Genomic DNA, 25136 nt, shown 5'->3' with positions numbered 1-25136 from the left:
TCGCTTAACAATTGCTTGCGGTTCCCGAAATGACAGATCGAGCCGTGCAGTTTTTGGGTTATGGCTCCGCGCTCCTAACCACAGCCAGCTTCTTCCCCCAAGCAMTAAAGGTGTTGCGCACCAATGAAACCAGGGGGATTTCCCTGCGCATGTATTTGCTTTTCAGYCTTGGTGTGCTGGGCTGGGGCATTTATGGCTGGCTGAACCGCGATTGGCCTGTTTTTGTGGCCAATTTGATTACCTTTCCTGCAACGGCGGCAATCCTTGATCGCAAGATCAGGGCCCAGCTGCTCCTAAGCCGAAAGGGTTATGAGCAGGGCCAGTAGGGCTGAACTGATAAAACCCATGGCCGCAAGTAAGCGAATAAATGGCCCCGCMAGGGACATGGAGGRRAACATRAAGAAAAACCGAAGTTCATGGTCATTCCGTTTTAGCCCCAATTTGCTGCGGCGTCCCTAGTTCGTTGCAGGCTGTTTCAATTGCTCGTAATGCTTAGCGAACGTGACGGGCGCCATCCACCGGGTGATATGGCTCGCCGGTGGTTTCTTCAAACACAATCGCCGGAAGGCCTGTTTCAAACATTGTTTGCAGGGCTTCCTTTAAGTAAGGATTCCAGCCACCCGTAGACACCTTGCCGTGGCGGACGGTCCAATCCCAKGTGCCCTGCAGGTCGCGGGGGATGCGMCCTTCCCTGTCCCTTCTGGCTACCAGATCTTGGGATTCCACTAAGCCCACCAAGATTGGATCTTTGCCGTAGGCGGGGGTAATGGTTAGCTCTAAACGCACGGGGTCGTCTTTCACCATGTGCAGYCGAAATCTGGGCGGTAGCTTTATCGCCTTAAGAACGGCTGCCACTACTTTTGTGCGCTGATCCACCTGAGTTGCTCCGGCTTGCATCGGTTCTTGGTTATCTGTTTCTACTAGCTTGCGCGATCGTCGGCCCGAAGCGGTTCGTTATCTCCGCTGAAGCGCACGGTAAGCAGCTCTTCTGTGGTGAGATTGCCATTTTTATCAAGCATCTCAGGATGAATAGTTATTTGTGGTTGTTTCYGGGAGCTGATGAAGCCCTTGCCCATAACGCGAAAGGCCTGCCAGAGAAGAACAACCATGCAGCYGAGGTATAGCAATGGGAAAAGCTGATTCACCTTGCTACCAATYTGATTACAACCATTATGGGAGTTGGTTTGCAACTGCGGCATGACCTTGGCTAAGCCCCTATTAATACTGGCGTTATCGGCATTAATTTCCGGCCCCGGCGCTGCCCTTGCCCAAAGYCGCAGTTCGTTTGTGGCTGATGCCGTGCGCCGGGCTGGCCCCGCGGTGGTTCGAATCGACACCGAGCGCACCGTAACTAGCAACCCAGGGCGAATGCCCCAAATGCTGTTGATGGATCCATTGTTTCGGCAATTTTTTGGAGTGCCAGGCATTGGTATGCCAAGCCAGCGCACCGAAAGGGGCCAAGGGACAGGGGTTATTTTTCAACCAGAAGGCTTGATCCTCACCAACGCCCATGTGGTTGATGGCAGTAGCCGCGTAACGGTGGTGCTGGTTGATGGCCGCAGCTTGGAGGGGGCCGTTGTTGGTAGCGATCCGATCACCGATCTTGCCGTTGTGAGGGTTAGCTCAGGTTCGCGGTTGCCCGTAGCCCCCCTTGGTAATTCCGATGCKGTGCAGGTGGGTGATTGGGCAATCGCCGTTGGTAATCCGTTTGGACTWGATAACACGGTTACGTTRGGGATTATTAGCAGCACAAATCGYAATGCCAGCAAACTTGGAATTACAGATAAAAGGCTTGATTTAATTCAAACTGACGCAGCAATAAACCCAGGTAATTCAGGGGGGCCGCTGCTGAACGCCGATGGTGAAGTGGTGGGAATAAATGCACTGGTTCGCTCTGGCCCAGGGGCTGGATTGGGCTTTTCCATACCGATAAATCGGGCCCGAAATATTGCAGATCAAATCATTAAAAACGGCAGGGCTAGCCATGCCATGGTTGGTTTAGTGCTTCAAGCYGATCCACGGGGCGCCAGGGTTGCCTCGCTACTGCCGGGTGGGCCAGCGGCTCGAGCGGGTTTGCAAACCGGTGATTTGATTACGAAGGCAGCGGGGCTTGTAATTAAAGACCCTTCCCAATTCCTAAAAGCAGTAGAGGCAACAGGAGTGGGGCAACYRCTTCTGGTGCAGGCTCAGCGTGATGGTAAAACCATTTCCTTTTCCCTTGTGCCARTTGAAATGGCTCAAAGCCTTAAGCCTTAGAAATACAAATTYYGGATTAATGTTTCYAAAGCTCAAAAGCAGCCTTGGAAAAGCGTTTGAAACTATCTCAATCCCTTACYCTGGCTGCAACCATTGCCTGGAATCAGGCGCAAATAAATAAACTGTTATATGCAGGGCGCGATGAAGATGCTAATGCAATTAAGCAAGAGTTTCGGGGAGTAAATCAACCAAATCAAAAAACGATTTGGTTRCCTTTGAACAAATAAWTYTYTTTAAATTACTCYCCATAAATTGTTAGCTTGTTTAGATGTTGGAATCCGAGGAAATTTGTTGTTTTATTACCCAAGAGGTTGCAGCCTTTTGAGTTTGCCAAGCGTTTAAAAGCTGCTTGGCAATGCCGCGCAGCACCGTGGGATCTGCCTCAGAATCGATGGCACGGCTGATACGTTCCATTTCGAATTTTTGGCCGAGGCTGAGCCCCAGGGTGTTCTCCATGGTTTCAACACAACTGTGGAAATCTTAAGAACTATTTCAGTCGGTTGCGCGGCTGGGCTGCCTAGGGGGTTTGCGTTTCTGAGTTTTCTCCGCCTTCGCGTAGATCCTCAACGCAACGGGTAACGCAGGCRCCATCTTCTAGGGAGCATTCGGTGATGCATTGGAAATAAGCCTCCACTGCATCCCAGGCTTGGCCATTGCTGGCGTTGATTTGGTTGAACTGAGTCACGCGGGGGTACTTCGCGGTGGTTCAGTCAGCGTATGAACACCAATCWGCTTGGTCTACAAAAATGAGTTTTGTTGCCTACGCAACTGTGAAGTTGCGTGTTGAAGTGCTACCTCGCTCCCAGGAAAAAGCCTTTAAAACTGGGGTGAGGGTGAGGGTGTCGCTGGCGAGGTTGAATTTGTAGCGGCTKAGGGCCCCTCGCTTCACAGCTAAACCGYGGATCTCCCCCAGGTTTTGGATCAGGCGGCATTCAACTATTTGGGCATCGCTAGCCCATTGCTTGCGCAGCTTCTGTTGAGTCCTGGCGAAAGGGGAGGCCATGGTCCCAAAAAGACTTTGTTTCAACTGCAATTGAGCACCTCTAGAGCCCATGGGCAACACATATTTTTTACTCTTCCCCATACCTGTTGAGTGCAGCCTCCACAGCTGGTGAAACCACAACTGCTCACCCCAGGTGTGGCGCCTTGGCGCCTATTGCTGTGGGCATTTCCCCACTTGGAATTGACTGCTTTTCAACCTGGTCTTTTGCGCCGGCTTTCGGCCTTGCTTTTTTGTTTGAGCCGGTTTGCGGCTCTTTTGGCTTCTTTCTCAGCCTCCGCTTCGCTGGTTTGCAGTAGTTCGAGCTCCTCTTGCTTTTTCTGTTGGTAGTAGGCGTAGTCGCCTCGATAGAGCAGTAAYTCCCCATCTTTTATCTCAACAATCTTGTTGGCAACCTGGGCRAGGAAATAGCGGTCGTGGCTAACGATCAGAGCTGCGCCTTCGTATTCCTGCAAGGCTGATTCCAGCATTTGTTTGGCGGGAATATCCAGGTGGTTGGTGGGCTCATCTAGCACGAGCAGATTGCAGGGACTCAGCAGCATTAAGGCCAGGGCGAGGCGCGCTTTCTCTCCACCGGAAAGCTTGCCCACCTCTTTGAATACCGCCTCATTGCTAAAGCAAAAGCTTCCAAGCAAGGATCTCACTTGGGTTTGGGTCCAATCTGGAACTGCCTYAAACAGCGTGTCGATAACGGTTTTGGTGAGATCAAGGGCTTCTGCTTGGTTTTGCTCGAAATAGCCGGCAATCACRTTGTGCTCACCTAAACGAGCTGAACCCTCATCCGGTTTCTCGCTGCCCATAACCAAGCGCAGCAGGGTGGACTTGCCTGCGCCATTGGGGCCCACAAAGGCGATGCGATCCCCCCGCTCCACCTCAAGGTTTGCGCCAAGAAACAAAATATTGTTSCCATAGCTGTGGCTGAGATCCTCGATAACGGCAATTTGACGGCCGCTGCGGGGRGCGGGGGGAAATTGGAAGCGKGGGCCACTAACGCCCTCAATTGGTGCATCAAGTCGATCTACCTTTTCAAGTAACTTTTCGCGGCTTTTTGCCTGGGTTGATCTGGTGGCGCTGGCCCTAAATCGATCGATGTATGCCTGTTGACTCGCCAGTTCTTTTTGTTGGCGTTCAAAGGCGGATTGGCTTGCCTCTAGCCCTAGGCGTTTTTGCTCTAGGTGCTCGCTGTAATTACCCAAATAACAGCGGGAAACCCCCCGCTCTGTTTCAACAATTTGATTGCATACACGGTCRAGAAAAGCACGGTCGTGGCTAATAACTACCTGGGGAACAGTTTGCTCGCGTAAATAGTTTTCAAGCCATTGAATCGTTTCAACATCAAGGTGGTTTGTGGGTTCATCAAGCAGCAGCAGATCGGGCTCTTGTAATAGGATTTTGCCAAGGGCAATACGCATCTGCCAGCCGCCCGAGTAGTCGCCCACAAGCGCTTCTGCTCCAGCGGCGCTAAACCCAATCGTAGGTAACAACTTATCTATGCGCGCAYCSAGTTCATAGCCGTGGAGGGCCTCAAAACGGTTTTGCAAAGCGCCCAACTTTTCGATYAACTCATCCAAATGCACGGGGCATTCGGCCGCCGCCTCGGAGGCCATAGCCTGCTCCACGGCACTTTGTTCGTTCAGTACTTCTGCGGCCTCGCCAAAGGCTTGAAAAAGCTCTTGCCTCACGGTGCGGTGCAGATTTACATCAAATTCCTGCTGTAAATAAACGATACGGGGATCACCCTGTTTGATAACTGAGCCGCTGGTTGGTTCTTCTAAACCGGCAATGATGCGCAGCTGGGTTGATTTGCCAGCTCCATTCACACCAACTAGGCCGATCCTGTCGCCGGCTTTTACCTCCCAGGTCACATCCCGCAGCACCTCGCCGGTGGGATAGATCTTGCAGACCCTCTCCAGCCTCAGCATTGCCTGTTCACCAATGGGCAGACCTTACCAAGCGCGGGGCAAGGCAGACTCCCTTAACTTCCTTTGGCTGCTGAAAGCAGTGGCATCGATGCTCAAGCGCTTGGAACAGGTAACTGCCCTTGTGGTAGCAGCTGGTTTAGCCATAGTGAGCTATTGGCTTTTCTTTAGTTGGGCCCAAGGGGATAGCCAAAAACCAATGCGCATTTCAGAACCGATAGCAAAACCAAATCAAAAAGAAAATCCAAAACCCTTGCCAAGGGCAAACTAAAGCTGGTTGAGGCTGCCAAACATGCAGCCCACATAGCGGCGTGTGAGTTCCCTTTGCTGTTCGCTCTTGTGTTYWCCCTGTTGCAACAGAAAACCAGCCAGGGCAGCTTGCAACAGGCGGTACTGATCCCATTGGGGATGTAGATCAATGAATTTGCCCATGGCCTCAAAAAGAGGACCTGGRAGAGGCGTTTGAAAACTCACCTGATATTCCTCTGCTTTCAAGGTTGTGGCGGAACGCTGGACCAACGGTTGGGCTCAAGAGGTGCACCAGTACGCCACGGGAAAAGCGATTCGTCAAAGTTGGGGGTCGCCATGCTGTCTACCCGATCTAAGGGCTGAGATCGATTGCCATGGYTGAGTTGTTTTAGGGATTGCTTCGGGGGCTATGGGCCGGCCTCGCCCAGGCTCYCCCCGTCAAGGGCAAAGCTGCTTGAGGCAGTTATTTCCCCAGCTAACTGCCAGGAACAGGCCATTTTGCCTTTGCCCTGGGGAAAAGCCCATGGCGCCCTTGGGAAAAGCAATCGGAACTGGGGAAAACGATTGTTGATTAGTAGGGCTTATCAATGGGRCATTTTTGARCSAATCTCATGCGGCCATTTCCTCGGGGCTTTCCACCGCTGAGGCATCTTCCATGGTGCGGGCATCAAGGCAAAGCACTTTGCGCAGCTGGGCGTAATTGCAGGCCATGGCGCTGCGTCCCTCTTGGTTGGCGCCGTATTCGGCCTTTTGCAGCACGTGGTGCAGGTGGGTGAGCAGGTAGGTGCTGATTACGGCAGATACCAGCACATCGCTCTTTTGGGGGGATGGGGCCATGGGCGGACATGCCTCTGGATGAAAAGCGAAACCCAACTATAGTGTGGGATACTACCCATGACACTCTTACTACACTGGTGAGTGTCGCAGACATTGGGTTCCTTCCTGTGGCCACCCGCCAAGCCTCCAGYAGTGGAAAATCCAAGTCCCCCCGCATTCAGGTGGTTTTGCCTGAGGGCCTATGGGAGAGCCTTGCTGCCGCGGCGGAGGCCGATAGCCGCACGGTTAGCAACATGGCCAAGGTTTTGATCCAGCAGGGGTTAGAGCGGCGCCAACCCCGCCAAAGCAACAGTGAGCTTCTGCGCAGCCAGCTGGAACGCCAGCAGCAGGCACCAGCACCACGGCTGCGGGGAAGACCCAGGCGAATTCGCCTTAGGGGTGCACAAGTACCCCCAATGGCCCCTGGCGGCTAGCACCCGTAACCGATGGCAAGCCCGCTGCTACACCCCGCTGCTGCCACCAAGCCAATAGAGCAAAGGCAAGCGCCTCCCTCTGYTGATGGGGGATGCCCAGCTCTGCTAGCGGTCTTACCCACACTCCAGGGCAGCGCTTTTGCAGTTGCAACATCAAGGCTTGATTGCGGCAACCTCCACCGGAAACCARCAGCTCCAATGGCTTSACCCCCCTTCCCAGATCAGCGGCCACAGCTGCAGCGCTGAAGGCTGTGAGGGTGGCGATTACGTCTTCAGCGGCGCTCACCCCCACTTGTTCAAGTTGTTTAAGCCGTTGCTCYAAATTTTGGCGGCCAAAAAGTTCTCTGCCTGTGGACTTTGGTGGWGGCTGTKTGAAGTAGGGCTCCGTTARCCATTCCTGCACTAGGGGTTCACACACTTCACCTGCTAGGGCCCAACTGCCATCGCTGTCGTAGTTTTTGGCRCCGCAGCTAAAAAATTGAACAGCCAGGTCGATCAGGCTGTTTGCCGGGCCGCAATCCCAACCCTGCAGCGCCATGGCTTGATCGGGCCCCTGGGCCGGCGGCAGCAGGGTGATATTTGCAATCCCGCCAAGATTYAATACGCCGCGCCAACCGCCAATGCTTGGAATTAATGCCCTGTCTGTAGTTGGCACCAATGGGGCGCCATGGCCTCCACGGGCTAAATCGGCAGCACGGAAATTGCTCACCACCGGCCGTTGAAGGATTTCCGCCAACCTCGGTGCATTAAGGCATTGCCAGCTGGCCCCCAGGCATTCCCCCTGGGGAGGTTGATGCCAAAGGGTTTGCCCATGGCAGCCCAGCAGTTGAGCCCGGCTTGAAGGGTCGGTTAAGCGGGCGCAAATCGCCTGGGCGTTTGTAATTTCCTGTTCAAGTTGCAAAAAAGAAGCTGCTGAGAGGGGTTGCCCCTGCCCAGCAGCGATTATTTGCTCTTGTAGCTCTATTGGGTAGGGGTGATGGCCACTGCTTAGCAGCTGCCATTGCGGTTTGTTGACGCGGCCCCAGAAGCGCACCAGCACACCATCAACCCCATCGGCGCTGGTGCCACTCATTAGGCCCAGCACCGTTAGGCCCATCTCAGCGRTTGGGTTGRGGGGTAGTGCGCAGGTAGGGCTTGATCTCKGTTACGCCCTTAGGGAATTTGGCCCTTGCTTCCTCAGTWGGGATTGAAGGYACCACTACGCAGTCGTCGCCATCGCACCAATTAACAGGTGTGGCCACCTGATGATTGTCGGTGAGTTGGAGCGAATCAATCACCCKCAGGATCTCTTGGAAATTGCGGCCAGTACTGGCGGGATAGGTGATTTGYAAACGTAGTTTTTTGTTTGGGTCGATRATAAAAACCGACCTAACTGTGAGGTTGTTGAGCGCATTTGGATGGATCATTCCATATAGATCGCTAACGCTTTTATCGGCGTCGGCAAGGATGGGGTAATCCACCAAGGTGCATTGGGTTTCGTTGATATCACCAATCCAGCCCTTATGGCTTTCGGCGGAATCAACACTTAGGGCGATCGTTTTTACATTGCGCTTCTCCCACTCAGGCCTCAGTTTTGCCACCTCACCCAATTCGGTGGTGCAAACAGGGGTGTAGTCGGCAGGGTGCGAAAACAGCACCACCCAGCTGCCCTCTGCAAAGTCGTAGAGATTGATGGATCCCAGCTGGGAATCTTGGGTGAAATTGGGAACGGTGTCGCCGAGTTGAAGCGCCATATGCATAGGAAGTACGCGCTTTGATGCTGGCACAAGCCCCCCACCTCGCACCATACCTATGACAGGCTGGCAACGATGAGCACTCCCCTAGCGCTGTTCAACGGCAGTTATTTGGGTGAAAAGCCCACGGGAATTGGAGTTGTGGCAAGGGATCTGGCCGCTGCCCTCGAGCCGGGAAAGTTTCCAGCCGTTTGGCCTAAAGGGCTTTCCCCCAGCCATGGCTCGWGGGGCCATCTGCGGCGACTGCTCTGGACCCAATTGCAATTGCCYCAGCTCTGGAGAGCTAGTGGCGCACCCCTACTGCTATCCCCTTTGCCTGAGGCACCGTTGGCAGTTGGGGTGCCAACGGTGGTTCTAGCCCATGATTTATTGCCCCTGCGCTACCCCCAGCCCTCGCCACTTTTGGCTTATCACYTGGCATACGTGCCTTTGGTGTTGCACCGGGCCCGCCATGTGTTGTGCAATTCAGAGGCAACAGCAAGGGAGGTGCACGGCCGCTTGAGAGTTCCCCTGCGGCAGTTATCAGTGCTGCGCTTGGGCTTTTCTCAAGGCCTACTGAGGCCGATGGCATTGCAACGCCAACCATTCCTACTAGTGCTTGGCCGCCATGATCCCCATAAAAATTTGGCCCGTTTGTTACGCGCTTTTGCSCGCCTCACTAACCCCGAGCAGTTGCTTCACTTTGTGGGTCCCCACGATCGYCGCTACACCCCCAAGCTGCAACAGCTGGCCCTTGACTTGAACATCAGCCAGCGTTGCCGTTGGACCCCATGGGTAAGTGACACAGAACGGCTTGAGTTGCTCAATCGGGCCACTGCATTGGTTATTCCAAGYTTGTGGGAGGGTTTTGGTTTGCCAGCCCTAGAAGCCATGGCCTGCGGTACCCCCGTTTTGGCTTCAACGGCAGGGGCTCTTCCTGAGGTGGTGGGACCAGCCGCCTTGCCTTTTAATCCGATCGATCTAGCTGAAATGGCAGCTGCCATGGCTCAAATTTTCAGCGACGCTGAACTATTTCGCCAATTGGCTAGGGCTGGCCTGGAGCGAGCGRCCCWATTTAACTGGGCTGATACRGCAGCTGCCCTGCAGGAACGCCTGGAAAATTTGGCTAGCTAAATCCGGCTAATTCACCTAGCCAGCCAGCGGCMACTTTTAGGGGAAGTTGTTCACCGGGAAGGCGGGTGAGATAAGCCCATCGGCGCATCTGCTGGGCTAATGGACCCGCAAGGGTTATGCCCATTCCAGTGATGCTTGCTTCCCCCACCCCAAGGCTGAGCATTTCACCTAGGTCGCTCCAAGCAAAATCCTCCAGGGGTTCAGCAGCGAGGGAATGCATCACATTGCGGGCAACAACTGGCGCCTGCTGAAAGGCCACCTGGGCCGTGGCCGGCAAGGGGGGATCGTGGGGCACAGAGGCACCGTCCCCAAGGCTGAAAATCTCTGGGTGGCCCTGCACCTGCAGGTTTGCCAAGCAAATCAGCTTGCCATTGGTTTGTTTTGCAAACGCGCCATCAGGWGGTTTGCTTATTTGACCAGCAGTCCAAATCACAGCTGCAGTGGTGAGTTTTTCGGGTAGGTCTGCCCCCTCTTGCTGTAGCTGCAGTTCATTGGCAGCCACCATCAGCACCTGGCAATGGCAGCGCAGGCGCACATCGCGGCGTTGTAGGGCCTGTAGCGCCTGGTTGCGGTTGAAGGCCTTGGCATTGGGCAAGCATTGGGGCCCCTTTTCAAGCAGTTCCACCACTGCAGCCCCCTGCAATAGGTCTGCAAGTTTGCAGGCCAATTCCACCCCACAGGGGCCAGCCCCCACCACAGCTATTTTTTGGAGCGGTTGGGGTTGATTTTTTAGTTGCTTTATTAGCGCCTGCAAGCGTTCCACATCGCTAAGGCTGTGAAAACCCTGGGTGTGGGCCTGCACCCCAGGCACACCAAATCCGAAAGGGGTTGCTCCAGTTGCTATCACCACACGGCTGTAGCTGATTTCCTTGCCGCCAGCTGTGTAGAGCTTTGAAGTTTCTGGGTTTATTTGGCTCACACGATCTTTTAACCAGCCGATGCCATGGCCGGCCAGCAGATTGTCGTAGCGAGGAGCTAGCTGCCATTGGGCTAGTTCGCCACTCAGTAGTTCGTAGAGAAACGGCAAAAATATGAAGCGGCCGTTGGGTTCTATTAAGAGAAGTGGCGGATGGTTTGGACGCTTTGCCAATTCCAAAGCGGTGTAAAGGCCACCAAAGCCCCCACCAACTATCACAATCGGCGCCAGCACCACAACCTCCGATTTATGGCCAGGCTACGGGGTTAAGCGCGAAGATGCGTTTGGTTGATATTTGCTGAATGGGGCGTTCAACGCTCGAAATTGAAGTTGAGCTGGATGCCTGCCAAGCCCAACTTGCTGGGCTTGATGCCCCTGCCCAATTGCAATGGGGYTTGCAGAAATTTTCCTCTGGGTTTGCCCTCACCACCAGTTTTGGCATTCAATCGGCGGTKTTGCTGCATCTYGCCCATCAATTGCAGCCCGATATTCCCGTTTTCTGGGTGGATACCGGCTACCTACCGCCTGAAACCTATGACTACGCCGAAACCCTTAAGGATTTACTGCAGCTGAATCTTGAGGTGGTGCAACCTGCCATGAGCGCTGCGCGSATGGAGGCCCTAATGGGCAAACTATGGGAGAGCGAAGAGCCCGGTGCGCTGGCCACCTACCACCGCTTGCGCAAGGTGGAGCCCCTWGACCAAGCTTTGCTGGCTAAGCAAGTGAGCTGCTGGGCCAGTGGGGTTAGGGCGCGCCAAACGGATCACAGGGCAACCATGGCACCCCTTGAGTTGGTGCGGGGTTGCTGGAGTTTGCGCCCCCTWTTGCWATGGACAAGCCGCGACGTGTACTACTACATGCAGCAGCATTCATTACCTGCCCATCCCCTATTTGAAAAGGGCTACAGCAGCGTTGGCGATTGGCATTCCAGTGGGCCAGATGGTGGCCAAGGYAGGGGCAGTCGATTCGCGGGCAAGCAGCAGGAATGTGGGCTTCACCTACAGGAATCAATGCTTGAAGGTGCTGGCATCTAAAAACGATGGAGCGGTTGTTATTGATTGGCAACAGCCGTTGGCATTGGTTGCAWGGSGGCAGCTCTTGGCACACCAGCCCGGGGGAGGGTTTACGGCAATTTCAGCAGCAACCAGCTCAGCATTGGGCCGCTGTGGGCCTGGTGCCGAAGCCGCTTGAAGCTTGGCGCGGCTGCCAAATTTCGGCTGCTGATGTGCCCCTCAAGCAGCAGCAAGCTGGKTTGGGTGTTGATCGAGCCCTGGTGGGCTGGGGGGCCTGGCAGCGCAGYTCAACKGCAGTGTTGGTGGTTGATGCTGGCACCGCGGTGAGTTTCACGTTGGTTGATCGCAACGGCAATTTTTGTGGTGGGCGAATAATGGCTGGTGCTGCTTTGCAACTGAGCTCCCTCCACCAGGCCACTGCTGGCCTGCCAGCCGTTAYCAAGCTTGAAATAACAGAAGCTTGGCCCCACACCACAAAAGAGGCCATGMAAGCAGGGGTGCTGAATGGAATGGCAGCTGCGCTTRTTTKTGCCGCTAAGGATCTACCCAAAGGCTGGGAAGGGGCCGCCATTTGGCTAACCGGTGGAGATGGGGAGCWGCTGCTGCCGTTGCTTGCAGCAGCTGGGCTGAAACCTCAATGGGCGCCAAATCTCGCCCTGGAGGCCCTTGCTGAAATCAAGGCTGAATTTCCAAGTCGCTGAGGATTGTGGATGCCATTGTTTCGGCTTTCACTTTTGTGTAAATCTTTTCAAGTTTGCCATCAGCATCGATAACAAAGGTGTGGCGCATCATGCCCATATATTCACGACCCATGAACTTTTTAAGACCATAACTTTCGTAGGCAGTGGCAACGGGACATGGCTCTTCATCRCTYAATAAAGTAAAGGGCAAGTCGTATTTTTCAATAAATTTGCCATGGCTTTTGGCGCCATCYTTACTGATTCCAAATACTTTGATGCCATTGCTTTYAAACACACTCCACTGGTCGCGGAAATTGCAGGCCTCTTTGGTGCAACCAGGRGTRTCGTCTTTTGGATAAAAATACAAAACAACCCTGCTGCCGCGTTGGGCCTCAAGGCTCACCATTTGGCCGCTCTCATCTGGAAGGGTGAAGCTGGGTGCAAGATCGCCTATTTGAAGTGCCATGGCTGCAGGTTTGGTCCCACGGGAGCTTAGGCAGTCGCGCTGGGGCTGGGGTGACCTGGGAAAACTTGCCCCTRGGGAACTAATGGATGGCACCACTTCCMAAGAGTTGGAATGGGCCAGATCCCTCCCTGCAGCAAGGCAAGAGAATTTTTTGCGCAGCAGGTTCCTGGTGCGCCAATGGCTGGCCCATTGGCTTGGTTGCAAACCAATGGCAGTGCCTTTAACCGCCCCCCCGGGGCAAGCTCCCCACCTAGGGGAGGAATGGGGCACGGTTAGTTGGAGCCATAGCGGACAAAGGCTTTTGCTTGGTTGGTCGCCACAAGCAGTGGGTGTTGATTTGGAGCGAGCCAATCGCCCGCTTGCGGCACAAGCTTTGTTGCAGAGGTTTTTCCCCTTGCAAGAGCAGCAACAGTTGAGTTGCTTAAGCGCTTCTGAACTGCAGGGGGCGGTGTTGCGCAGTTGGGTGGCTAAGGAGGCTTTGATCAAACAAAGACGCAGCAGCATTTCCCTAGAGCTGGGGCATTGGTGGATGGAAAGCAAGCAGCCAAGGGCCATGCATTTGCCCACTGGTGTGTGGTGGCCAGTGCAGGTGCACTGCCTTTCCTTTGGAGCAGAACAGTGGTTTCTTGGCTGGAGTGGTGATAATTCACCTAGCCTGGAATATCTGGATTGCAGCTAGTTTCAGAGCACTTCTGCCCCAGCTATGCCACGCACCAGCAAGGTTGTACTGATTTTGTTGTTGAGCTTGGTGGGAATGGCTGGGTTGCTGCGCCTGCCTTTACTACCKCCGCCAGTGGCCCGCAGCAGCGCAGACACCACGTTGTCTGGTTTAGAGGCCCAAGAATCGCTTCAGGAGGTTCGTCAAGAGGCTGCGGCCTTAATGAGTAGATTTGTGGGTGGTGAGATCACCAGGCATTACTGGGGTGGGTTCACTCCATTTCTTGATGTGCTCGGCATCGAAATTCCGCCGGGGCTTGAGGCAAAGCTAGAAGTGTCTACGGAYAATGCCGTTTTTAGTTTGCGGCCGCGGCGGGCCCGAGAGCACTATCAGGCTGAGGTTCGAATTACCAGCAACGGCACCMGAGGTGTTGCCTGCCGAGGGGAGGGAGCCCCCAAGTCATTTCGGCTTGAGGGGGAAAGGCTGATCTGCCCGCTTGGTTGGGTAGCAATGATCGATCCCTCCGTTGATGGCTATCGCAAATAACTTTGTTGGGGTTTACGGATGGGGTTGGCTAATTTTCTTTTTGAAGCTAAATTAAGAACGACGTGTTTCGCTCTGCTCCCCATGCTGAAGCGCATTGCTGCTGGCCTTCTTGCCGGCGCTGCCATCTCCGCCTCCGCTCTGCCTGTTTCCGCTCAGCCTTCCCCTGTGCGTTGGAACTCAGGTGCAGCCGTTTGGACCACCAAATTCTCTGATTTCAACRACTTCCTGAAGTCGAAAGACGCYTACTCCGGYGAGCGCGGYCTCTCTTCWGGTTTAGCTGCTTCTGGCTGGACMGCCAAAGAAGTTCAAGCTGGTCTTTCCAAAACCTACAACGTTGATGTAGTTGGTGTTACCCGCTACCTCTACTCCAAARACGGCRTTAAGTTCCTGCAGGATCAAACCCGCAGCTACTTCCCYTACTGGGCCCAGAARGCAACTGCAGTTCAAGGYCTGCGTTCCGCAATCATCCTCGCTTCTGTAGACGGCAAGCTGTCTTCCGCTGSGATCATGAAGAACTTGCCCGTTGACTTCCGTTTAGCCGACACCTGCACCACCTTCGACGGTAAGCAGAACATCTGTGCTAAAGGCAAGTGCAAGGGTGCAGCTCAGTGCAGCTCACTGCTTTCTTGGTATGTGTTCCTGCCCGCCTGCATTCAGGCTAATCAAATTCTTGACAAGGCCACTGCCGGCAGGYCKKCWGCAGCYGGYGCCGTTCGCGGCCTCTGGTGATCARTTARTTASYTTTACTCAATTAACCCCGCCATTARGCGGGGTTTTTTTATGGCCAATTAGATGATGATGTTGYAAARGTTGCACAAACTGGTTTCCTAACCGTTGCCGGTAGTAATTCTCTAGCTCAGTAAAYAAATCAATTGAAAAGTTTGCAAGCCACCATTGGCGATAGCTACTCTTCTTGCTGAACCARCGCTCTAGCCAGCTGGATGTGATCGAAAYTAAAATYKTTTCCTGCCAATACTCCTCTGAAATATGCCAAGCAGAATTCTCAAGCTCAGTTTTAGCRRCTTGYCCCCAATCTTGMAGTAATAACCACTCTTCTTCTGATTYAGWTRGGTTSGTGGTTGCGYAGTTAGCTTCCCTATTYGCTGATTTTAAATCCTCCTCTGGCAATAAACYAAASGGACCRCATTTCCCGTAACTAAAGAGTAGATCGATGCGACCTGTTTSRGTTACCAATAAATCAAGTTGTTTAAGCCATTTGTGRCGATCACTTKGATTTGCGTTATTTAGCGGATTATGAGTGATGATGTGATCAAACCTCCCACCTGTTTGAATTTGTAATTTTGCAAGCTTCAGGGGATTTGCTTGGTGGATGGATGGTTTTTGYAGATTATCAAATAGCTGTAATTGTGTTTCWAGCCTTTTTGCTAACAGCTGATCTTCTACCTGTAAAYAAACCARGCCTTCAKTTGTTGCCATGATTACAGGCAATGCCCAATKRATYGAKGGGCAATTGCAGATCAAAACCCTATGCCGGGGCTGCAGGCTAATTCGCTGCCAAAAACGATKTTGTAAYAGTTGGGCATAGCGGTGTTGCTGCTGTTGCTTAAGCCGCTCACCCTCCCAGCCAATRATKCCYGGCYTATAAAACATYTCACCTTGTAGGGAGCTTGGAAGATATTGCTGAGCYACCCAATTATTTGAGTAGTTATGAGGATATAAATAATTCTCTCCATCACCAAAGGCTGCTCCATCCCTGTTGGGATCCCGTAGATGCGCCGGTATTTCTTGGGCCCGCTCCTGCACCAAACTATTGAAAGCATCAAAATATGCTTTAGYGCTGTTGCTTTTGYTTGTATTKGCAAGGTAAAGAGTAGCTTGCACTAACGGATAGAYACCCTCAGGTAAGCCGATGCGATCAAATGCTGAAGCACAGGCTTCAACTACAACCATAGCTTGAGGATCTGCAAGGCCAATGTCTTCCGCGGCTGCTATTAATAAGCGACGAAAAATAAATCGAGAATCTTCACCAGCCTTCACCATACGCGCCAACCAAAATAGAGCTGCATCTGGATCACTGCCACGAATTGATTTAATGAATGCGCTAATGGTGTCAAAATGAGCATCACCTTGTTTGTCGTATAAAACCGCTTGTTGTTGAATTGATTGTTCAGCAACGCTTAAATTAATTTCTATAATGCCTTCATTATTTGCCTGGCTGCTTTCAACGGCTAACTCCAAAGCATTAAGTAAGCTGCGGGCATCACCACCGGCCACGGCAACTAAATGCTGGCGAGCATCGGCGCTAATTTGAATACTTTTAGATCCATATCCATTCTCTTTGTCATCGATGGCCCGCTGTAGCATCAACTCTAGGTGAACTCGGCTCAATGGTTCTAGCCGAAATAATCTTGATCTACTTAATAGYGCTTTRTTAACTTCAAAAAATGGATTTTCCGTTGTGGCACCAATTAAAGTTACTGTTCCATTCTCAACCCAGGGTAAGAGTGCATCCTGTTGGGACTTATTAAATCGGTGCACCTCATCAATAAATAACAAGGTGCGTAATCCATGGCGGCCAAGTTTCTCCTGGGCCTGTTCAACCGCCTCCCTTAATTCACGAACGCCCGCTAACACCGCATTTAGGCTGCTGAAATAGCAGCGGCTGCTGTTGGCAATAATTCGAGCCAGGCTTGTTTTACCGGTGCCTGGTGGTCCATGCAAAATTATGCTGCCCAATCGATCTGCCTCGATAGCGCGTCGCAATAGGCAGCCGGGACCAAKGATTTCCTCTTGTCCAATAAAGTCGCTGAGGCACTGGGGCCGCAGGCGTTCCGCCAGGGGCGCTTGCCGTTGCAACTGCTGATCCCGTTGGTGGCTAAATAAATCCATGGGGATACTTTGCCGTTCTTCATCAAAAGATGGCAGGCTTAGGCCATCCGAATCATTCTTGTGCGCCAACTGCTTGCAGGGCTAATGCTGTTGGSGCTCCCCCTTACAGGATGTAGCCCTAAGGAGCCAAGCAAAAAACCGCTACCTGTTTCAACCTTGCAGGTGAAACCAGCYACTTTTCAAGACCTCGGGGATTACACCAGCACTTTGGAAGCTGTTGCTGAAGTGAAGATGGCAGCCGTTAGTAGTGGCAGGGTGCAGGCCCGGCTTGTACAGCCGGGGCAAAATGTGCAGGAGGGGCAAGAATTATTGCGTTTGCGRGTGAGGGAACGCACCGCCGATGTGCAGCAAGCCCAAGCCGATTTAGCCCGCAGTAATGCCCAGGTGGCTGAGGTAAGGGCAAAACTTGAAAAAGACAAATCAAATTACCAGCGTTACAACTACCTAAAGGGCCAAGGGGCGAGCAGTGCCCAGGAATTAGAYGGCTATCGGGCCCAGTTTTTAGCYCAGCAGGCAAGTTTCAAAGCATCCTTAGATGGTGTAGCAGCTGCCAAAGCCGAACTTGAGGCGGCCCGTTCGCGCCTATCAGACAAAGTTGTGGCAGCGCCCATCGCTGGCCAAGTGGGTGATCTATTGGTAAAAGTTGGTGATGTGGTGAAAGAAGGTGATCCATTTACAACAATTACACGAAATGATTTGCTGTTAACTCGCATTGAAATACCRTCMAATTTAAGCGGGCGGATCAAACTTGGYTTACCCGTTTGGCTAAGGGATACAAGCGATGCAAAAGTTTTAGCAAAAGGTATCGTTAGCTTTGTTAGCCCCTCCGTTAATAGTGGAAGTCAAGGTATATTAGTAAAGGCTGAATTTCTAAACCCTGAGGGTAAATTGCGCACTGGTGAGCGGGTGCGTACCCAGGTGGAATTTKCTAGGCAGAAGCAATTGGCTGTGCCCTTTTCAGCGGTTGTGCAAAGCGCTGGTCAAAGTTTTGTTTATGTGCTGGGTAATGCMAATCAGTTGCCAGCTGAATTGAGGCAAAAACTTGAACTTTCACCCTCGGCCGCTGTGGCAATTAAGCTGCCGGTGCGCTTGGGCGCCTTGCAAAATAACTGCTACCCAGTGTTGTGGGGGCTGGGGGCTGGTAGCAGRTTAATTAACAGTAATTTATTGAACCTTCGCAATGGCAGCGCTGTTAAAGCACGACCTGTTCGCGAGCGGAAATCCCTATGTACCCCAAYTGGTTGACCTTCGCTGCAWCWTCACTTARATTGGRWCTAAACGCGTAAAGAACCGTGGGGATACATACTGCCAGCAAACCATTGACAACAAAACCATTGACAACAAAATTATTGACAAAAAAAGCATTAGCAAACAAAATGTCTTGTAATAAAGTATTATCCTTCCTGGGCCTTATTCCATTAATTATTTTCACTGGATGTGGCATGCAAAAACCACTGCCACCCCAAAAACCCAAATTTAATTTGATCTACCCCAGCAGCAAGCGCTTTGATGATCAAGCAACCTATCAAAGTACACTGGAATCCATAAATAATGTTCCCCTGGCGGCGGAGATTGACGGAAGAATAATTGCAATGCCCATGTATGAAGGTCAAAAAGTTAAAAAAGGKGCTCCTTTATTTACCCTTGATCAGATTCAACAAAAAGCAACCGCTGATTCTTCTGCAGCGGAGGCCCGCAAGGATTTGGTTAATGCTGAGCGATATATATTTTTAAATAATCAAGGCGCTGTTTCCACTAAAGATCGTGATTATTACGTTACCGCTGCAATTCAAAGTGCCGATCAAGCCAGATCGGATAAGGCAACCCTTGGATATAAGAATGTTGTTGCTCCGATCAATGGAACGGTAGGTAATATAAATCATAAAYTGGGATCGGTTGTAAGAAGTGGCGAATCAATAGTAAATATTGTTGATAATAGCCGTTTGTGGCTAAGGTTGGATGTGCCAGGTGAGCTCAGCTATCGATTGAAATTAGGAATGCCTGTGCAATTAGATGTTTCAAATAAGCCAGAAATTCGCGTAAATGGGAATGTATCCTTTATCGCTCCAGCYTTAGATAAGCAAACCCAAACGCTGCTAATTAAGGCTACATTTGATAACCCAAGTGGTGTTTTGCGCAACAACCAAAGGGTTAGTGCSAGATTGTTATTCGCTGCTTCCACTARTCTGGCAATACCGGAGGCAGCTGTATTTTTGCAAGCGGGAAAAACCTTTGTATTTACGGCGGTATCCCCAGCWGAGGCTAGAAGAATGCTTGGTAGGCCCATTGATAAGCAGGCCCTACCTGGTTCCCTYGTGGCGCTTCAGATGCCAGTTGAGTTGGGTACTTTGGAGAATGGCTTTTATCCGGTGCGAAATGGTTTAGGCGCTTCTGATCGATTGGTTTTGGGTAATCTTGCCCAAATTACTAGCGGCGCAGTGGTGGCATCRAAATGAGTTTATCCGACACTTTTATTCGCAGGCCGGTGCTAAGCACTGTTTGCAGTATTTTAATTTTAATGGCAGGTTTGATATGTTTACCCCTGTTGCCAATTGAAAATCTACCTAATATTGCACCCCCCACAATTCAAGTAACAGCGAATTTACCTGGAGCTGAYGCGCTTACGGTTGAAAGTGCTGTTACAGGACCATTGGAGGAACAGATAAATGGCGCCCCGGGAATGGATTACATAACATCCAACAGTACCAGTGAGGGAACAAGTCAGATAAACGTATATTTTACCCCTGATACAAATTCAGATATTGATCAAGTTAATGTATTGAATCGTGTTCAAACTGCAAGTGCTCAGCTACCCGATCAAGTTAATGCCCAAGGTATAACTGTTCAGCAAACGGCTAGTAGCTATCTTTTGGTTTATAACCTCACYTCTAGCGAGGGGCAATTTGATCGAAATTATTTGAACGGACTATATCAATTGAATTTGGCATACCCCCTTGGTAGGGCCCAGGGTGTTGGGCAGGTGAATGTTTTTGGTAGCAGTAATCCTGCCTACCGCCTATGGGTTGATCCGCTCAAATTAGCCCGCTTCAATYTAACCGTATTAGATGTTACTAATGCCCTTAAATCCCAAAACCAAATAGTTATTGGTGGTTTCATTGGTGGCCCACCTTCAGTTKCCAGCAATCGATCCACATTCCCGATATTGGTGGAAGGAAACCTTAAAACAGTTGAAGCTTTTGAAAATCTCATCCTCAGCACTGGGCCTGGTGGTTCCGATACCGCTAAGGGCCCAGATGGCAGCTTGATTAGGTTGAGGGATGTGGGTAGGGCGGAATATGCATTTCAAAACTTTTATCAGTCTGCTGAGAATGTATTAACAGGAAATCCTTGCATCGGCTTTGGGGTTATYCAGTTGCCGGGTACAAATGCTATTAAAACTGCGAAAGCTGTTGATCAAGTACTTTCAGACTTCAGAGCTACTTTGCCTCCGGGMGTAGTACTTGAGAAGGTTTTTGATCAAACGGATTTCATCAATGCTTCCATCTATGGAGCTCTCGATGCCCTTAGGGATGCGGTGGTGTTAGTTCTATTGATAATATTTTTATTCTTGCAGGATTGGAAAGCAACGATGGTCCCTGCTTTGGCATTGCCAATCGCYCTCTTRGGAGCATTGGTTTTTGTGAAGGCATTTGGATTTTCAATTAATGAATTAACACTTCTAGGAATTATTTTGGCTACAGGATTRGTTGTTGATGATGCCATAGTTGTAGTTGAAGCTGTTTCTGCGAAAATCGAAGCTGGGGATAAGCCCTTTGCGGCAGCATCCAATGCAATGAAAGAGTTAACTGGGGCGATAATGGCAACCGCACTTGTGCTGTTGGCTGTTTTTATCCCCGTTACTTTTTTCCCGGGYGCAACCGGTGTTATCTATAGACAATTTGCCCTAACTATAGTTTTTGCGATATTAGTTAGTACATTTAATGCCATAACTGGTAAGCCCTTGCAGTCTGCCCTSCTCCTGGGCGGTGGAAAAACCAATCCCAGCGGTTGGCAATGGGTTGTAATAGCGGGTTTGTTTGGCACCGGATATGGATATCTATTTGGGGGTTGGCCATGGAGCATTGGCTTTGGCCTATTGGGTGCATTAGTTGGCGCCTTCCTGCAGCCAATCTTCCGTGGATTCAATCACTTCTTTGCAGGTCTGCAGCGGGCCTATAGCGCCTTGCTTGCCAATGCAATTCGTCTGCGCAGGCTAATTATTGCTGCACTACTTGGTGGTGTTGTTTTAACAGGCWTTGCCTTTGTKGCTATTCCCACCGGTTTTGTTCCCACCGAAGATCAAGGCTATGGCCTAGGCATCATTCAATTGCCACCACAGGCTTCTATCGAAGCCACGATGGAAGTGGCCTCAAAGGTGCGCGCGGTTGTTTCTAAAGAACCTGATGTTGTTAGTGGTGAAGTTGTTGGCGGCGCTGGRTTTAATGGTGGATCTTTAAAYCAGGGTCTTTTCTTCTTCGGCTTAAAACCAATTGAGGAGCGTACCAATCCAARTCAATCTGCGMRCGCAATCATAAGGAGAATGAACTTGGAGTTTCGAAAGATTCCTGGAGCCTTGGTTTTGGCGCAACMGCCAGCTGCCGTGCCAGGTTTTAGTGCCCAGGGGGGTGTTTCCTTCCAGTTTAATGATTTAAGTAATGGTGGATATTCTTTCACTGATCTGAGTAAACTMGCCAGTCAATTAATTAGGCGATCCCTTGCAACAGGTAATTTCTTTAACCTCTATACGCAATTTGTTAGTGAYGCCCCCGCCTGGCGCCTGGAGCCAGATCGGGATCGAATGGCATCTATGAATGTAGATTTCGGCACTGCTATGCAGGTATTGGGGGCGCTTAATGGGGGTGTRTTTGTTAATCAAACCTATGAAGATGGTCAATATAGGCARGTYTATGTGCAGGCGGAGGGCAGTAAGCGATCGGTTGTTCAAGATCTTGATAATTTGTATGTTCCAAATGCTTCGGGTCAGCAAATCCCCCTGAGTAATTTTATCAAAGTAAAACTTGATAGCTCACCACCAATTGTAAGCCATTATAATTTATATCGATCTGTGTTAATCCAGGGTGTTGAAKCTATCGGTAAGAGCAGYGGTSAGGCAATAGATAGCCTTGCTGATAACTTCCGTCAGCTGAATTTTAGTAATATYGGATCAGCTTGGTCTTCTTTAAGTAGATCTGAGGTTGCGGCTGGATCCCTTGCAGCGTTTGTTTTTGCCTTGGGCATCATCGTTGTTTTTCTTGTACTTTCTGCCCAGTATGGCAGTTACTTTGATCCTCTGGTTATCTTAATGACCGTTCCCCTGGCCATGCTTGGCGCCTTGATTTTCCTTGTATTGATGGGGCAGGTAAATAATGTTTATGCCCAAGTTGGCTTGGTTACGCTGATTGGCCTAGCGGCYAAAAATGGAATTTTGATTGTAGATCTTGCCAATCAACGTATGGAWACGGGCTTAACGGCTGCCGAAGCGGTTCAGGGTGCAGCTGAATCAAGATTYAGGCCKATCCTCATGACGGCTTCGGCTGCCCTCTCGGGTTTCTTCCCTTTGGTTATTGCCAGTGGCGCAGGGGCGCTGAGCCAGCGGTCGGTGGGTTCCGTAATCTTTGGTGGCTTGCTGGTTGCCACTGTTATGAGTTTATTTGTGGTGCCTGCTTTTTATGTTTTTATAAAAAAACTTGAGGCTAATTGGTTCCCAGCCAGTGTTTCTGCAAATAACTAATGCCCCTTCCCCATCCCCCTGGATATAAACCTCCATATCAAACTAAACTGGATAAGCGCAGGCTTTTGTTGTCTGTTGTTTTATTCTCAATGATGGCTGCTTTGCTGTTGGGTTTTGGSCACAGGGCTGCAAGAGTGCCTGGCACTCTTTTGCAACCTATTCCAATAAATAATTTTATTTTAGTGGTAGTTGGTGCGGCTATTTGTGGATTATGGGCTGAAATAATTCGCCAGCTTGCTTTAATGGCCMGATCCCGTGATGCTTCTAACTAGGTTCATTTGTRTGGGATTTAGGTKATAACAGTTGGTTTATTCATTCCCGTRCCTTTGCTTATGCCAGCAAGATTATCTGCTGCTTTRATCATTTCCCCAAGGGCCATTTGGGGATCTTGATGTAAATTCCCTTTCGTTGATACATAACGYTCAAGATATAGCCTTAATGTGGCGCCTTGGGTGCCAGTGCCAGAAAGACGTAATATTATYCTGCTTCCATCTTCAAGCAATATTCTTAATCCCTGCCCAGWAGTTATTGACCCATCCACTGGATCAGCATAGGAGAAGTCATCTGCCAGGGCTATGGTGTTATCAGCAAACTTTTCACCTTTTAGGCTGCCAAGGCGATCGTGTAGGCCCTGGTAGATGCTGTGAGCKYGATTRCTATCAACGCCTTCATAATCATGGCGAGAATAATAATGGCGGCCATATTGATTCCAATGGTCGCTCATAACATCWGCAACACTGCATTGGCGTTTTGCAAGTATGGATAACCAAAACAACACAGCCCAGAGGCCATCTTTTTCCCTGATATGGTTGCTCCCCGTACCAAAACTCTCCTCCCCGCAAATAGTTATTTTTCCGGCATCTAGTAAATTMCCAAAAAATTTCCAGCCCGTTGGCGTTTCATAGCATTGGATACCAAGTTGTTTKGCCACTAGGTCTACAGCGGCACTGGTTGGCATCGAGCGGGCTACACCTGCAAGGCCTTCCGCATAACCTTTCGCCAGAGACGAATTTGCTGTAATAACTGCAAGGCTGTCGCTAGGGTTTACAAAACAACGTTGCCCTAGAACCATATTGCGATCGCCATCGCCGTCGCAGGCGGCTCCAAATCGGTATTGATCGCTATTTAATAGYAGGTTTGCAAGCTCATGGGCATAGGTGAGATTTGGATCTGGATGACCACCTCCAAAATCTTCAAGGGGCTTTCCGTTTCGCACTGTGCCACTGGGGGCACCAAGGCGCTGTTCAAACAGTTGAGTTGCATAGGGGCCGGTTACCGCATGCATTGCGTCGAATGCCAGCGGCCAATTCGACYGAAGTAAACCGCTGAGAAGATCAAAGTCGAATAAATTYTCCATMAGTTTTAAGTAATCGTTTATTCCATCTATTACCTCCACCTCAAAGCCTGGATATGTATATTTTTGGGCTTGATTTAATGATAGATTGGGAAGATCAGAGATGCTATAATTTTCCAAGGATTTGCTGCATTCATATATTTCGTTTGTTAGGGATTCAGGGGCTGGACCGCCGTTTGCGCCATTGAGCTTTACTCCGAAATCACCATCGGGGCCGCCTGGGTTGTGGCTTGCGCTCAGAATGATTCCGCCAATTGCATTTCTACTTCTAATTARATGGGAAGCAGCTGGAGTGCTGAGGATTCCATCGGTGGTGAGTATCAACTCAGCAATGCCATGGGCAGCTGCCATGCGGGCGATCACTTGAATTGCCTTGTTATTCCCAAAGCGTCCGTCGCCACCCACCACAAGGGTTCCCCCTTGCACCCCTGGCAGCACCCGCAGGATTGATTCAATAAAGCTTTCTAGGTAGTGGGSCTGGCTAAAWTGCTTAACGCTTTTGCGTAGGCCCGAAGTACCCGGTTTTTGGTCTTGAAAAGCTTGGCTGAGCTGGATTCTTTCGATTGCAGGGCTTTGGGGTGCTGTCAATGGATTCTCTAGCTCGCTTGGTTATCCTAAAGTTTGTTCAAACAGGGCAAGTGGATATGCGGAATCCTTTTTGGTTAAAGCCAGCCTGCTTATTTCCACTGGCACTTATWTTCAGTTTGCTGTTTGCGCCAGCCCATGCCGCTGTTGAACCGGCATACCCTCAAGCGCTTTTAAAAGTTAAGGAAGCAACCGAGGCGGTGCTTGGCCGCACTGGCACTGAGGGGTGCCTACAAGGAAAATTAATGAATGCAATGGTGGAGCTATCCAACAGTTGTGATGCCTCCGGTCGCAAGGATCCAGTTTGTAATTTTGCAGACAAATTTGTGATGTCTTCGGTGCCTCCCTTGGCGGGATTGGATGATGCAGCCCAGCAGTTCTTAAAACTCACATCAAGTCCCTAGCGCTTTTTGATGCCGGGCCCTGTTTCAGCTGGGGYAGCTGGTTTTTCCTGTTCTTTTTTAACGCAGAGTTGTAGTAAATCTGTTGCCTTGTTCARCAATAGTTCCTTGCGATCAAAGTTGTTGATTGCGGCTACTTTTGCCTTTATGGTGATAGTAAATGCAGTGTCTTTGCATAAGGCTGTTAGGAAAGGTTTGTCTAGTAATTTATCGGCCAAAATTCTTGCAGCTTGGCAGCCGGCATCTTGGTTCCTTTGGGCGCATTCCACCACGGCATCAAAGGTTGGTTTGAGGTCTGTTTTGGTTARAGGTTCCAGCTCCGCCTCAAGCTGTTTTGCGCTCTTGGCMTGTTGGGCGGAGGCAGGGGCCAMTTGAARGGCGAATAAGCTGAGGCAAACCAAAAAAAATCTTGCCAT

General features: G+C 50.8%; 28 protein-coding genes and 1 pseudogene. 14 read left to right on the top strand and 15 right to left on the bottom strand.

Translation table 11 applies throughout. The features are described 5' to 3' along the window. The first annotated feature begins 29 nt into the window (after window positions 1–29). Window positions 30–326: a SemiSWEET transporter gene (locus C7K08_RS00985; RefSeq protein WP_106498786.1), complete on the top strand. Its 297-nt coding sequence runs from the start codon at window positions 30–32 to the stop codon at window positions 324–326. A gap of 166 nt (window positions 327–492) precedes the next feature. On the opposite strand, the gene C7K08_RS00980 is transcribed toward C7K08_RS00985, so the two are convergent. Together C7K08_RS00980 and C7K08_RS00975 are read right to left on the bottom strand one after the other, a co-directional pair. Next, on the bottom strand, window positions 493–876 hold the full coding sequence (locus C7K08_RS00980) for a hypothetical protein (protein ID WP_106498820.1): 384 nt from the start codon (window positions 874–876) through the stop codon (window positions 493–495). A 44-nt stretch (window positions 877–920) separates the two neighbouring features. After that, a complete protein-coding gene (locus C7K08_RS00975; RefSeq protein WP_106498785.1) occupies window positions 921–1199 on the bottom strand; it encodes a DUF2973 domain-containing protein in 279 nt (92 codons plus the stop codon). Here C7K08_RS00975 and C7K08_RS00970 point away from each other — a divergent pair. Together C7K08_RS00970 and C7K08_RS00965 are read left to right on the top strand one after the other, a co-directional pair. Further along, window positions 1198–2256 carry a trypsin-like peptidase domain-containing protein gene (locus C7K08_RS00970; protein ID WP_106498784.1) on the top strand — a complete coding sequence of 353 codons (1059 nt, stop codon included), beginning with the start codon at window positions 1198–1200 and terminating at the stop codon, window positions 2254–2256. The genes C7K08_RS00975 and C7K08_RS00970 overlap by 2 nt on opposite strands. A 44-nt stretch (window positions 2257–2300) precedes the next feature. Continuing rightward, window positions 2301–2483 carry a hypothetical protein gene (locus C7K08_RS00965; RefSeq protein WP_106498783.1) on the top strand — a complete coding sequence of 61 codons (183 nt, stop codon included), beginning with the start codon at window positions 2301–2303 and terminating at the stop codon, window positions 2481–2483. Between the two features lie 37 nt (window positions 2484–2520). Here C7K08_RS00965 and C7K08_RS00960 read toward each other — a convergent pair whose 3' ends face one another. The 4 genes from C7K08_RS00960 to C7K08_RS00950 all read right to left on the bottom strand — a co-directional run bounded on the left by C7K08_RS00960 (window position 2521) and on the right by C7K08_RS00950 (window position 5178). Then, a complete protein-coding gene (locus C7K08_RS00960) occupies window positions 2521–2712 on the bottom strand; it encodes a hypothetical protein (protein WP_106498782.1) in 192 nt (63 codons plus the stop codon). Between the two features lie 61 nt (window positions 2713–2773). After that, complete coding sequence (locus C7K08_RS15835) at window positions 2774–2941, bottom strand: hypothetical protein (RefSeq protein WP_162532469.1); 168 nt, start codon at window positions 2939–2941, stop codon at window positions 2774–2776. 75 nt (window positions 2942–3016) lie between these two features. Next, a complete protein-coding gene (locus tag C7K08_RS00955) occupies window positions 3017–3259 on the bottom strand; it encodes a hypothetical protein (protein ID WP_106498781.1) in 243 nt (80 codons plus the stop codon). A 191-nt stretch (window positions 3260–3450) separates the two neighbouring features. Then, window positions 3451–5178: an ABC transporter ATP-binding protein gene (locus C7K08_RS00950; RefSeq protein ID WP_106498780.1), complete on the bottom strand. Its 1728-nt coding sequence runs from the start codon at window positions 5176–5178 to the stop codon at window positions 3451–3453. Between the two features lie 88 nt (window positions 5179–5266). On the opposite strand from C7K08_RS00950, the gene C7K08_RS00945 reads away from it, so the two are divergent. Continuing rightward, on the top strand, window positions 5267–5446 hold the full coding sequence (locus C7K08_RS00945; RefSeq protein ID WP_106498819.1) for a hypothetical protein: 180 nt from the start codon (window positions 5267–5269) through the stop codon (window positions 5444–5446). Here C7K08_RS00945 and C7K08_RS00940 read toward each other — a convergent pair. Both C7K08_RS00940 and C7K08_RS00935 read right to left on the bottom strand, forming a co-directional pair. Continuing rightward, complete coding sequence (locus C7K08_RS00940) at window positions 5443–5694, bottom strand: DUF2811 domain-containing protein (RefSeq protein WP_241536944.1); 252 nt, start codon at window positions 5692–5694, stop codon at window positions 5443–5445. The two genes, C7K08_RS00945 and C7K08_RS00940, sit on opposite strands and share 4 nt — an antisense overlap. A gap of 339 nt (window positions 5695–6033) precedes the next feature. Continuing rightward, window positions 6034–6261, bottom strand: a complete 228-nt coding sequence (locus tag C7K08_RS00935; protein ID WP_106498779.1) for a hypothetical protein — start codon at window positions 6259–6261, stop codon at window positions 6034–6036. A gap of 107 nt (window positions 6262–6368) precedes the next feature. Here C7K08_RS00935 and C7K08_RS00930 point away from each other — a divergent pair, with 107 nt between their 5' ends. Beyond that, window positions 6369–6674 carry a ribbon-helix-helix domain-containing protein gene (locus tag C7K08_RS00930; protein WP_106498778.1) on the top strand — a complete coding sequence of 102 codons (306 nt, stop codon included), beginning with the start codon at window positions 6369–6371 and terminating at the stop codon, window positions 6672–6674. On the opposite strand, the gene C7K08_RS00925 is transcribed toward C7K08_RS00930, so the two are convergent. Then, complete coding sequence (locus C7K08_RS00925) at window positions 6634–7770, bottom strand: anhydro-N-acetylmuramic acid kinase (RefSeq protein ID WP_106498777.1); 1137 nt, start codon at window positions 7768–7770, stop codon at window positions 6634–6636. The genes C7K08_RS00930 and C7K08_RS00925 overlap by 41 nt on opposite strands. Window position 7771: 1 nt before the next feature. Further along, window positions 7772–8407 (bottom strand): peroxiredoxin, encoded by a 636-nt coding sequence (locus tag C7K08_RS00920; protein ID WP_106498776.1) that lies wholly within the window; start codon window positions 8405–8407, stop codon window positions 7772–7774. Between the two features lie 75 nt (window positions 8408–8482). On the opposite strand from C7K08_RS00920, the gene C7K08_RS00915 reads away from it, so the two are divergent. Beyond that, window positions 8483–9520, top strand: coding sequence for a glycosyltransferase family 4 protein (locus C7K08_RS00915; protein ID WP_106498775.1), 1038 nt, complete (start codon window positions 8483–8485; stop codon window positions 9518–9520). Here the strand turns inward: C7K08_RS00915 and C7K08_RS00910 are convergent. After that, window positions 9513–10673, bottom strand: a complete 1161-nt coding sequence (locus C7K08_RS00910; RefSeq protein ID WP_241536943.1) for an NAD(P)/FAD-dependent oxidoreductase — start codon at window positions 10671–10673, stop codon at window positions 9513–9515. The two genes, C7K08_RS00915 and C7K08_RS00910, sit on opposite strands and share 8 nt — an antisense overlap. Window positions 10674–10738: 65 nt before the next feature. Between C7K08_RS00910 and C7K08_RS00905 the strand changes: the two genes are divergently transcribed. Together C7K08_RS00905 and C7K08_RS00900 are read left to right on the top strand one after the other, a co-directional pair. Then, window positions 10739–11470 (top strand): phosphoadenylyl-sulfate reductase, encoded by a 732-nt coding sequence (locus tag C7K08_RS00905; protein ID WP_106498774.1) that lies wholly within the window; start codon window positions 10739–10741, stop codon window positions 11468–11470. A gap of 5 nt (window positions 11471–11475) precedes the next feature. Next, entirely contained in the window at window positions 11476–12150 is a 675-nt protein-coding gene (locus tag C7K08_RS00900) for a type III pantothenate kinase (RefSeq protein WP_106498773.1), read from the top strand. On the opposite strand, the gene bcp is transcribed toward C7K08_RS00900, so the two are convergent. After that, a complete protein-coding gene (gene bcp / locus C7K08_RS00895) occupies window positions 12125–12595 on the bottom strand; it encodes a thioredoxin-dependent thiol peroxidase (RefSeq protein ID WP_106498772.1) in 471 nt (156 codons plus the stop codon). The genes C7K08_RS00900 and bcp overlap by 26 nt on opposite strands. Between bcp and C7K08_RS00890 the strand changes: the two genes are divergently transcribed. Together C7K08_RS00890 and C7K08_RS00885 are read left to right on the top strand one after the other, a co-directional pair. Next, window positions 12594–13274 carry a 4'-phosphopantetheinyl transferase family protein gene (locus tag C7K08_RS00890; RefSeq protein WP_106498771.1) on the top strand — a complete coding sequence of 227 codons (681 nt, stop codon included), beginning with the start codon at window positions 12594–12596 and terminating at the stop codon, window positions 13272–13274. The two genes, bcp and C7K08_RS00890, sit on opposite strands and share 2 nt — an antisense overlap. 24 nt (window positions 13275–13298) lie before the next feature. Then, window positions 13299–13799 carry a hypothetical protein gene (locus C7K08_RS00885; RefSeq protein ID WP_106498770.1) on the top strand — a complete coding sequence of 167 codons (501 nt, stop codon included), beginning with the start codon at window positions 13299–13301 and terminating at the stop codon, window positions 13797–13799. A gap of 1329 nt (window positions 13800–15128) precedes the next feature. Here the strand turns inward: C7K08_RS00885 and C7K08_RS00875 are convergent. Next, window positions 15129–16649: pseudogene (locus C7K08_RS00875) on the bottom strand (AAA family ATPase); the annotation flags it as partial. 90 nt (window positions 16650–16739) lie between these two features. On the opposite strand from C7K08_RS00875, the gene C7K08_RS00870 reads away from it, so the two are divergent. The 3 genes from C7K08_RS00870 (at window position 16740) to C7K08_RS00860 (ending at window position 22380) form a co-directional block, all read left to right on the top strand. Continuing rightward, window positions 16740–17894, top strand: coding sequence for an efflux RND transporter periplasmic adaptor subunit (locus C7K08_RS00870; protein ID WP_206603808.1), 1155 nt, complete (start codon window positions 16740–16742; stop codon window positions 17892–17894). 197 nt (window positions 17895–18091) lie between these two features. Beyond that, complete coding sequence (locus C7K08_RS00865; protein ID WP_161955790.1) at window positions 18092–19105, top strand: efflux RND transporter periplasmic adaptor subunit; 1014 nt, start codon at window positions 18092–18094, stop codon at window positions 19103–19105. Then, complete coding sequence (locus C7K08_RS00860; RefSeq protein WP_106498767.1) at window positions 19102–22380, top strand: efflux RND transporter permease subunit; 3279 nt, start codon at window positions 19102–19104, stop codon at window positions 22378–22380. The genes C7K08_RS00865 and C7K08_RS00860 overlap by 4 nt, the downstream gene beginning before the upstream one ends. 289 nt (window positions 22381–22669) lie before the next feature. Here the strand turns inward: C7K08_RS00860 and C7K08_RS00850 are convergent, their stop codons facing one another. Continuing rightward, entirely contained in the window at window positions 22670–24322 is a 1653-nt protein-coding gene (locus tag C7K08_RS00850; RefSeq protein ID WP_106498765.1) for an alpha-D-glucose phosphate-specific phosphoglucomutase, read from the bottom strand. Between the two features lie 56 nt (window positions 24323–24378). Between C7K08_RS00850 and C7K08_RS00845 the strand changes: the two genes are divergently transcribed. After that, the gene (locus C7K08_RS00845) at window positions 24379–24723 is read left to right on the top strand and encodes a hypothetical protein (RefSeq protein ID WP_133165131.1); all 345 of its coding nucleotides are present in this window, start codon (window positions 24379–24381) and stop codon (window positions 24721–24723) included. Here C7K08_RS00845 and C7K08_RS00840 read toward each other — a convergent pair. Further along, window positions 24720–25136, bottom strand: coding sequence for a hypothetical protein (locus C7K08_RS00840; protein ID WP_106498763.1), 417 nt, complete (start codon window positions 25134–25136; stop codon window positions 24720–24722). The genes C7K08_RS00845 and C7K08_RS00840 overlap by 4 nt on opposite strands.

Origin of the sequence: Synechococcus lacustris str. Tous (assembly GCF_003011125.1) — a bacterium.
In the GTDB taxonomy this organism is placed as follows: Bacteria; Cyanobacteriota; Cyanobacteriia; order PCC-6307; family Cyanobiaceae; genus Synechococcus_D; species Synechococcus_D lacustris.
The sequence above is the reverse complement of the archived record's forward strand: the minus strand, read 5'-3'. Positions and strand labels throughout refer to the sequence as shown.

Coding starts and splice junctions, on each gene's coding strand:
- C7K08_RS00945 (WP_106498819.1), top strand. CDS start 5,267: ATGCTCAAGCGCTTGGAACAGGTAACTGCCCTTGTGGTAGCAGCTGGT.
- C7K08_RS00935 (WP_106498779.1), bottom strand. CDS start 6,261: ATGGCCCCATCCCCCCAAAAGAGCGATGTGCTGGTATCTGCCGTAATC.
- C7K08_RS00960 (WP_106498782.1), bottom strand. CDS start 2,712: ATGGAGAACACCCTGGGGCTCAGCCTCGGCCAAAAATTCGAAATGGAA.